This is a genomic window from Paenibacillus residui (assembly GCF_042677205.1).
GTDB classification, from domain to species: Bacteria; Bacillota; Bacilli; order Paenibacillales; family NBRC-103111; genus Paenibacillus_L; species Paenibacillus_L residui.
Window position 1 is genome coordinate 1 of the sequence record NZ_JBHTIU010000026.1, and the last position, 8,998, is coordinate 8,998.

The following is an 8,998-nucleotide window of genomic DNA, read 5'->3' on the forward strand; positions in this document are numbered from 1 at the left end:
ATTAAGCAAGCAATCAAACGTCTAGAGTCTCTAGGAATAAAAGTTAACATCGAACAATCGGCCTAATTCGATGTTGATACATATTTCTACCCAAGGCCCTTAAAAAAAATGAATTGGCAAGGGTCTAGTTTCGTATTGCCTAAAAGTTACTTTAAGCGTATCTAGATTTCCAAGGTAGTTCCATATACGGTTAGCGCAGGCGGGTTTTACATATAAGCCTTTTTAAGAGACTTTCGGGAGGGGAAGAATAATGGCGCCAACGAACGAATGGCTGTCCCAATGGAAACAGAAACACGAAATACTGGAATGTCCCGTAGACTTGAACACCTATTTCTCTCTTCCTGAAATGGCGGGCAAAGAGCTGGCGGTCATGGACATCGGGCCCTGCTCAATTCCTACCGGCCAGATACTGGTTCGTGATCCGCTGTATTACCTCGGAAATCGTCAGGAACAGCCTTATTTCCAAACGGTGCCCGCCGGAACCTACCGCACCGAAGTCTGTGTGGTAAAACCGGACGAAGAGGACTGTGCCCGATATGCCGCTGTTCGGGTGAAATTTGCGGATGCGCCTGCAGTTCGGTTCGAGGAGGCTCTCATCGGACATGAAGACCTTACGGACTTAGGCGAAGGCGAATTTTTCGGATTCAATGTGGATGCCGGTCTCGCATGTATCTGCGATAAGCAGCTCCATCACGCTTTCTGTGACTTCAAGGAGAAATGGCATAAAGAACATCCGGGTGAAAATCTTTACGATCATTATTTTGCCGCCCTGTTCGCTGAGAGCTTCCGGCAGAATCCCCAATATCAACGGGAGGGCGGCGATTGGCTGAACTGGCAGATTCCCGGCACCGAATACCATTTGCCGATTTTCCAGAGCGGTTTTGGCGATGGCGCTTACCCTGTCTATTGGGGCTACGATGAAACCGGAGCCATTTGCCAGATCGTTGTCCAGTTCATCGATATTCAATTAACTTACGACGATGACGATGAGGAAGAAGAAGATTAAATCTGATACATAAAAAGTCGTGTCGATTACCGAGGGCGGGGCTTGGACCGTATTGAGCAAAAAAGCGCCCATTATGTGTGCCAAGTCGAATGACGGGATGATGGGTCCGTGCCGGCGGTAAAGTCGAACAATTCTACAGCATATGCGGTTGTAACGAAACTGAGAAACCTTATTCTCTCAAAATAGGCTGTTTGCAAATTCTAAGGAAACTAGACGAGCTTATTTCAGCCGAATTGGTTTAATTGCTCCTGGTTCTTATAAAATAAGTTTATCCAGGTTCGTTAGTTTGCCAAAAGGCTCCGTTTTGCACCAAATAAGGTGTCTGAAGTTCCTTATAACCGTGAGCCGGGCAGTTTTTTGTACCATCCTGGTTTTCACAATTAATCGGCAGCCACGCAATCGGCATAAAATTTACAGCACAGGGTTGACGACCCGCCATGTTACCGCAACGCACGCCGGGAGATTCGCCGGTTTGAAGAGGCCCGGGGCAAAAGGTGCGCGACGGTTCGTGCTCTATTTCAAGCTTACCAACCCACCCTGTGGTTGACCACCGCCATGCGACGCTAAACCAAACACCGCGAGCCGGGAGTCGTGTGCGCTGCGGAACAAAAGCGGCTATTGCATGAGAGTCGAGTCCCAATCGGCTCTCTTTTATATTCATTCGTCGCATGACCGAATTCGCTACCGATACCAACCCCGTACTCCTTGATTAATATTTGACCCAGAGCCCCATCATAAAGCCTATGGAACCGGTATAAAATATTTCAAGCCGTGAAGTTTCCCCCAATTTCCCGTTCCGCTCCAACAGCGGACAGCAAAACGATATCCATCCGCTTTCGATAATGGTATAATCATTTGTGGAGCAAAGCGGCAGGGGTCCAGGCAAGACACGAAGGGACCCACTCTTTGTTTGCGGCTCCCATTCATTTTATACAAACCATACTCCGATATAACTTTGCTTTATAAACCGCGTATGGCTAGAGGAGGCATACTTGTGGCAAGAACAGTAGGTACGATTGTAAGAGGGATTCGAGCTCCGATCGTGAAGGAAGGAGACGATCTCGTTCAGATTGTAGTGGACTCCGTCCTGCAGTCCGCGCAGGCCGAGAATTTCCCGCTGTATGACCGGGATGTTATCGGAATTACCGAATCGCTGGTGGCTAGAACGCAAGGGAATTATGTGACGGTGGACGATATCGCTCATCAGATCAAGACTCTGTATCCTGGCGATGACCTGGCCGTTCTGTTCCCTATACTCAGCCGCAACCGGTTCTCGCTCATACTTAAAGGGATTGCCCAAAGCGGCAAGAAGATTCACCTGTTCCTGAACTATCCTTCGGATGAAATGGGCAACCACCTGATGGATGTCGAGAAAATGGACGATCTGGACATTTCGCCTTATACCGATGTCCTGACGGAAGAGAAATACCGGGAGCTGTTTGGCGATCAGGTTTCTCACCCCTTCACCGGAATCGACTATGTCGCCATGTATAAGCAGTTGGCCGTCAACGATAATATCCGGATCTACCTGGCCAACGACCCGAAAGCGGCGTTAACTTACAGCAAGCAAATGCTGGTGGCCAACATTCACGACCGCCATCGCACGAAGAAAATTTTGAAAAAAGCGGGCGCCGACCATGTATACGGTCTGGACGATCTCCTGACCCAGCCGATTAACGGAAGCGGCTATAATCCGGATTTCGGGCTGCTCGGCTCCAATGCGGCCACCGACAGCAAGCTTAAGCTGTTCCCCCGGGATTGCTCCTCCATCGTCAACGAAATTCAGCAGCGGCTGCGGGAGAAGTGCGGCAAGACGATAGAAGTCATGGTCTATGGCGACGGTGCATTCAAGGACCCTAAAGGAAAAATTTGGGAACTGGCGGATCCGGTCGTATCTCCCGGCTATACTCAAGGCTTGCAGGGAACGCCGAACGAAATCAAGCTGAAATATATTGCCGACAACGAGCTTAGGAATCTCGACAGCAGTGCCATGGTCGACGCCATCCGGCAGAAGATCAAAGAGAAGGACCAAGCCGGCCAAGGGGAATCGCTCGGGACCACCCCCCGCCAAATTACCGATTTGCTCGGCAGCTTGTGTGATTTAACTAGCGGCAGCGGCGATAAGGGAACGCCGATTGTGCTGGTCCAGAGATATTTTGATAATTACGCGACAGAGTAGCTTAGGCTGCTCTGTTTTTATATCCGGCAGGTTTCCGTTGTTTGATAGATGTCTTAGACTCGTCTGCTTAACCGGCAAAACAGAGTCTCTATTTACGGAATCGGAACCCGGCTTCTTCAGATAAGCCTTTTGACCAGCAGCCGCTCCGAAAAATACATAATCTTACACAAGAGGTGCGCCGTCACGAATGAAAATCATACCGTATTACAAAAGCCCTCCCGAACCGTTAAACGAAGAATGCTGCATCCATCTGAAAGAGGATCCGACCCCGCTGTCTCGAGAGCCCGAGCTGCCGGTTTGGTTGGAAAGCTATGATCCATCGCTTATCCTTGGAGAACTTCGCACGGGAGGGCGCATTACGCTTAACTCGCTCTGGCTCGAGGAACGTTATTGGCATGCCTATCGTGAGCACTTTCCTTATTTTGACCGGATTGTGCTCGTTCCCCATGATCCTGCCAACCGTTCTTCGCCGTACGAGTCCAAGCTGGAAACGATCTTGCGGCTTGCGGAGCAGTACCGGATTCGTCCGGAGCAAATCATTGTGGATGTATGTATTCTGCCTTATTTCCGCTGTCCCGATCTGGACCTGTATGCCCTCCGCGCCCGGGCCATTCGGGAAATGGGCTTGAAAACCGTCGCCGGCATCGATAACCTTGTGTTCCGCGAGCGGAAGCCTTACCCTCTCCTTGCAGAACTGCTGACCGGGTTGGATGACAGCTTGACCTACGGATTGATTAGCTCGAAATACGCTCATTTCGCTCGGGAAACGCTCATGACTTCCCGTTAACTGCAGGATGCATTCATAGATATTGTCGGGAAAATAAATCCATCCCTCTGAAAAAGCGGCGTATGGAATGAGAAAACGGGTAATCTATTAGTAGAAGGCTATGTATTGAAGGAGGAAGAGTGCAATGGAATATCGCATCGAAAAAGATACGCTCGGCGAAGTCCGGGTCCCCGCCGACAAGATGTGGGCCGCCCAAACGCAGCGAAGCTTCGAAAATTTCCGAATCGGCACGGAAAAGATGCCTATCGAGCTTATCCGTGCATTCGCGATTCTCAAAAAAAGCGCAGCCCTGGCCAACGAACAGTTGGGAAAGCTGGACGCGGACAAAACTAAGGCGATTGTCACCGCAGCGGAGGAAATCATTGAAGGGCGATGGGATGAGCATTTCCCGCTCGTCGTCTGGCAGACGGGAAGCGGCACCCAGTCCAACATGAACGTGAATGAGGTGATAGCGAATCGGGCTAACCAGCTGCTGGAACAGGGAGGCAGCGAGCTAAGAGTTCACCCCAACGATGACGTCAACCGTTCGCAAAGCTCCAACGATACATTCCCGACCGCTATGCATATGGCCGCATTAATCGCTATTGAGGATCAGGTGCTCCCGGCCGCGGAGCTGTTAAAAGCTACTTTGCAGAGCAAAAGCGAGCAGTTTCAGAGTATTATCAAAATCGGAAGAACCCATCTTCAAGACGCCACCCCGTTGACGCTCGGCCAAGAGATCAGCGGCTGGTGCCGCATGCTGGACAAGACGATGGCGATGATCCGGTCAAGCGCCGACTCCTTAAGGGAGCTGGCTATCGGCGGGACCGCCGTCGGAACCGGAATTAACGCCCATCCGAAATTCGGGGAGACGGTCTCCCGCGAAATCAGCAAGCTGACGGGCAAGAGCTTCGTCTCTGCAGCCAACAAATTCCACGCCTTGACCAGCCACGATGAAATCGTGTACGTCCATGGCGCCTTGAAGGCGCTGGCGGCCGATCTGATGAAGATAGCCAACGATGTCCGCTGGCTGGCCAGCGGCCCGCGAAGCGGAATCGGGGAGCTTCGCATACCGGCGAACGAGCCCGGAAGCTCCATTATGCCCGGCAAGGTCAATCCGACCCAGAGCGAAGCGATGACCATGGTCGTCTGCCAGGTGATGGGCAACGATGCGGCAATCGGATTTGCAGCCGGTCAGGGGAACTTCGAGCTGAATGTGTTCAAGCCGGTCATTATCTATAACTTCCTGCAATCCGCCCGCCTGCTGGCCGATGCCATGCGCTCGTTCAACGATCATTGTGCCGTCGGCATCGAGCCCAATCTCGATGTTATCCGGGCCCATTTGGAAAGATCGCTCATGCTGGTGACCGCTTTGAACCCTCATATCGGATATGAAAAAGCCGCTTCCATCGCCAAGCTGGCCCACCAAGAGGGGCTCACGCTGAAGGAAGCGGCCTTGCGCAGCAACCTGCTGACCGAGGAGCAATTCGACCGCATGGTGCGGCCGGAGCATATGATTCATCCGCGGGAGGAAGACTGAAACAGGGAAGGATTTTCAGCAACCTTTTCCCGTTTATCCCTCGTTCGCCAGTTCTTTTTCTATCAGAATAAGATTGGCTTCTCTTTTCGTCAGCTTGGTTAAATCATAAGCTTTCCCTGTCTCTTCGCCATACTTGCGGATAGCTTCCTGTTGACTTGCGGTAGCCGGTTGGTTGCGAATGAGAGCATCCATATTGTCATAGGCAATCTTCTCTGCCAGCTCCCGGTCGTTCAAAGCATCGATCAGCCGATACATGGCCTCGATCGCCTTTTCTTCACTTTCCAGGCCAAACCCGGAATCCGTGCTTAGTACAAAACGATCGGGAAACTCCCGCATGACCGGTACGAAGTCTTCCAATGTATTGGCGCTCTCCGGATTGAGGGCAGTGAAACCCGCAAAAAAATCGGCATAGATATTCGGATGCTTGCTCAAGAGCTGGCGGATATTCTCTGGAGAGTTATAAGCATTGGCATGCGCAAAAATGAAGACCGTATCCGGGTAGGCCTCCGCCGCCTCCTCCAGTTTTTTGATAGCTATTCCGTTAGGAGGATCGATGTGAAGCAGCAAAGGGGCTTGATATTGGGCACACAGCTCGTAAATTTGCGGCAGGTATCCATCCATCGGATCTTCAGCCTTCCAAGGAACATTGGATAATACCGGCGAATAGGTGGAAGCGGCCACAATTTCGCCCAACCCAAAGAAGCCCTTCTCCAGATTTTCCTTGACGACATCGAGGCTCGAGGGTTCATGGAGGTTGAAACCGGAGAAAAAAGGGATGATCCGCTCCGGGTTTTGCCGGTAGGCCTGCCAGGACATTTCGTCGGAATGAACGGCTCGGGGCTCCGAAACCGCTCCAAACAGAACGACGCTGTCCACTCCCATCCGTGTCCACATCTCGATTTTATCCTGGATGATTTTCGATCCGTCAGCGTCATGATTGTGTGCGTCTATTAAAGGCATATCACCGTACTCCTTCAGCAGATCCTCCAAGCTTTTCGGAGTATCCGAAGGGGCTTCCGCCTCTGTGTCCTCAGGAATCGGTAGCGGAGTTTCTGCCGGCTCCACAATTGGCTCTGCAGCCGGTTCTGCAGTGGGGCTCCATCCGTTCTTCCATAATAAAGCCCCTCCCCCGATAATCAAGATCACAATTAATATAGCAATCACAGCCATCCGAGGCTTTGACATCGGCCTTCCTCCTCGCTTTTTTCATGCAAAAAGCCCCTCTAAGCAGATTCTGGAACATAATCCAGTCCTCCCTAAAGGGGCAAAGCAGCAAGTGAACGGTCCCCGTTCTGACAGCTAGCGGTTATCGGGGACTCTGTTGTTATTAATATACTAGAGAGAAAATTCCGTTAATATGACTCAAATAACGGATGTTGCTGGCTTCCTTCATCAGCGAAGCGGGAAGTCCTTTCAGTTGGGTCTGGTTGCCGCCGATCGTGCCGATCGCGTCTTTTCTGCCCAAGCTGGCCAGCGTTCCGGAGAAGACCGGTTGGAAGTCCTTCATAGGTGCTTCTTTGAAGTAAGCGAACAGGTTGTAGCCGACAGTTTCACCCATTTGCCATGCGATCTGGGCGCTCGGCGGGTAAGGACGTCCTTCCGGTCCCATAACGACCGCGCTGTCCCCTGCCAGGAACACATCGGGATGAGAGGTCGATTGCAGGAACTCGTTTACAGTAGCCCGACCGCGGTTCGCCTCGATGCCCGAGTTGGCGACAACGGAATTTCCGGTTACTCCGCCCGTCCAAACCATCGTGTTCGTTTCGATCGTTGTGCCATCCTTCAGGATGACGTTCTTGCCTTGAACCTCTGTAACCGCCACTCCGGTCAAGATATTCACTCCGCGCTTCTCCAGGCTGGTTTTGGCGCGTTCTACGAGCTCAGGCGCGAAGCCGGGCAGGATCGAAGGAGCCGCCTCGACGCAATAGAGCGAAATTTCTTTGAAGTCGACGCCCTTTCTGAGGCACATATCCGGAAGCATATCCACCATTTCGCCGATGAGCTCGATACCGGACAAACCGCCTCCACCGATAACGAAGGTTGCATCCGCTTTGTTCTTCGTTCTGCTGTACTCGTCCACACACGCTTCAACATGCGCGCGAATCCGGTTCGCATCTTCCACCGACTTAAGCGTAAAGCTGTTCTCCTGCAAGCCGGGAATGCCGAAGAAAGCCGTCTCACTGCCCAGCGCGATAACCAGCGCATCGTAGTCCAGAGTCAGACCGCCGGCCAAGGAGACCTTCTTCTGCTCCAGATCGATATTATTCACCGTGTCGATTCTTAAATCAACGTTCTTGCCGCGCAGAAGCTTCTCCAGAGGCAGCGCCACGTTCTTCTCGTTCAAGCCGCCAACGGCCAGACGATGAAGCTCGGTGATGATTTGGTGGGAGCCGTTGCGGTTGACGACTGTAATGGAAGCTTCTTCAGCCGACATATATTTTCTGGCAGTCAGGGCCGTAAGCAATCCGCCGTATCCGCCGCCTAGTATTAATACTTGCTTAGCCATTGTTCATCCTCCATTCTCTATTTTGTTTCCGTGTCACCTTTTTGGCGCTCAGCCATAACCTCTAGGAACGCTTGGGCAAAGCGGAACATTTTCTGAACTTGCGGGTCTTTAAGCATCTTGAGCAGTCCAAAAAGCCCAATGGTCGTCGAGTCCGACTGGGCACGATCGCTCGCTTCAATGGCAGCGGATGCGATTCCCTTCGCTTTATCCTGAATAGGCTTCACAAACTCGCCTAATCCGCCCTTCAAATCTTCAATGAGCACACGGTCCGTAGCCAAAGATTGGGCAACATCATAGGCTTTGGTCATCAGAGTGACCATCTCCGCCAATTTAGGCAGCTGCTCCACCAATTCCGTGAGCGATTTCTGAACCTCGGGCTTCATCAACTGATCGAGCACATCCAATTCTCCGCGTACAGCCGCCGAATTGGTTTCGTTTGCCGAATTTTGCGCTGGTGTTTCTGACATGAGTAAACGGCCTCCTTTGCTTGAAATCTTCCATAATAATATTTGGCGTTAGCCAGTTAGTGCGATAATCCGTGATGACGCTTACCTTACTTTCCTCTGGGTGACGGGTGGGACCGGGACTTATGGAAATTAGTTGTGATAAATTTCACAACTTGAGAAAAGGATCAGTCGTTAACGGATTCTATGCTTGTATTGTAATCCTTTTATGACAAAACTGCAAAAACATTTTTTGACACCAATTTGTCAAATATATCCCTCTAAATGCCTTTTGCTGGCATAAGCTTGACTTTCCTTCCTTTTGCCCGTCTACAACCGCACCATCGACTGCCTGATCAGTCAATCTTGACGAATATGACAGCAAAAATAGAAAAGCTGCCGGGAAACGGATTGTGATACAACTATAATAGTAGGGGTCATGCCGCGCCGATCGTATGGGAGGGTTGGCGTCGCATAACGGTGGTCAACGAGACTAAAAATTCCTGTTGGTGCTAAGAAATAGCCTTTGAATGAAAAGGAGCGCCTCTGGTACGATGG

The 8,998-nt window shown here is 51.3% G+C and carries 7 protein-coding genes; 4 read left to right on the top strand and 3 right to left on the bottom strand.

The window, feature by feature from the left end; genetic code table 11:
* The first annotated feature begins 250 nt into the window (after positions 1–250).
* The 4 genes from ACFQ03_RS07085 to fumC all read left to right on the top strand — a co-directional run bounded on the left by ACFQ03_RS07085 (position 251) and on the right by fumC (position 5,491).
* Positions 251–1,006 carry a DUF4241 domain-containing protein gene (locus tag ACFQ03_RS07085; RefSeq protein WP_379287093.1) on the top strand — a complete coding sequence of 252 codons (756 nt, stop codon included), beginning with the start codon at positions 251–253 and terminating at the stop codon, positions 1,004–1,006.
* Positions 1,007–2,000: 994 nt separating this feature from the next.
* Positions 2,001–3,185 (top strand): coenzyme F420-0:L-glutamate ligase, encoded by a 1,185-nt coding sequence (locus ACFQ03_RS07090; RefSeq protein ID WP_379287095.1) that lies wholly within the window; start codon positions 2,001–2,003, stop codon positions 3,183–3,185.
* A 187-nt stretch (positions 3,186–3,372) separates the two neighbouring features.
* On the top strand, positions 3,373–3,972 hold the full coding sequence (locus ACFQ03_RS07095) for a hypothetical protein (protein ID WP_379287097.1): 600 nt from the start codon (positions 3,373–3,375) through the stop codon (positions 3,970–3,972).
* 124 nt (positions 3,973–4,096) lie between these two features.
* Positions 4,097–5,491: a class II fumarate hydratase gene (gene fumC, locus ACFQ03_RS07100; protein WP_379287099.1), complete on the top strand. Its 1,395-nt coding sequence runs from the start codon at positions 4,097–4,099 to the stop codon at positions 5,489–5,491.
* Positions 5,492–5,524: 33 nt separating this feature from the next.
* On the opposite strand, the gene ACFQ03_RS07105 is transcribed toward fumC, so the two are convergent.
* The 3 genes from ACFQ03_RS07105 to ACFQ03_RS07115 all read right to left on the bottom strand — a co-directional run bounded on the left by ACFQ03_RS07105 (position 5,525) and on the right by ACFQ03_RS07115 (position 8,464).
* Positions 5,525–6,676 carry an amidohydrolase family protein gene (locus ACFQ03_RS07105; RefSeq protein ID WP_379287101.1) on the bottom strand — a complete coding sequence of 384 codons (1,152 nt, stop codon included), beginning with the start codon at positions 6,674–6,676 and terminating at the stop codon, positions 5,525–5,527.
* Positions 6,677–6,818: 142 nt separating this feature from the next.
* Positions 6,819–7,997 carry an NAD(P)/FAD-dependent oxidoreductase gene (locus ACFQ03_RS07110; protein ID WP_379287103.1) on the bottom strand — a complete coding sequence of 393 codons (1,179 nt, stop codon included), beginning with the start codon at positions 7,995–7,997 and terminating at the stop codon, positions 6,819–6,821.
* A gap of 17 nt (positions 7,998–8,014) precedes the next feature.
* Positions 8,015–8,464 (bottom strand): DUF1641 domain-containing protein, encoded by a 450-nt coding sequence (locus tag ACFQ03_RS07115; protein WP_144941853.1) that lies wholly within the window; start codon positions 8,462–8,464, stop codon positions 8,015–8,017.
* Between the last annotated feature and the right edge of the window lie 534 nt (positions 8,465–8,998).

Excerpts from the sequence above, each read along its gene's own strand:
- ACFQ03_RS07095 (WP_379287097.1), top strand. The coding sequence starts at position 3,373 with ATGAAAATCATACCGTATTACAAAAGCCCTCCCGAACCGTTAAACGAA.
- ACFQ03_RS07115 (WP_144941853.1), bottom strand. The coding sequence starts at position 8,464 with ATGTCAGAAACACCAGCGCAAAATTCGGCAAACGAAACCAATTCGGCG.
- ACFQ03_RS07110 (WP_379287103.1), bottom strand. The coding sequence starts at position 7,997 with ATGGCTAAGCAAGTATTAATACTAGGCGGCGGATACGGCGGATTGCTT.
- ACFQ03_RS07105 (WP_379287101.1), bottom strand. The coding sequence starts at position 6,676 with ATGTCAAAGCCTCGGATGGCTGTGATTGCTATATTAATTGTGATCTTG.
- fumC (WP_379287099.1), top strand. The coding sequence starts at position 4,097 with ATGGAATATCGCATCGAAAAAGATACGCTCGGCGAAGTCCGGGTCCCC.
- ACFQ03_RS07085 (WP_379287093.1), top strand. The coding sequence starts at position 251 with ATGGCGCCAACGAACGAATGGCTGTCCCAATGGAAACAGAAACACGAA.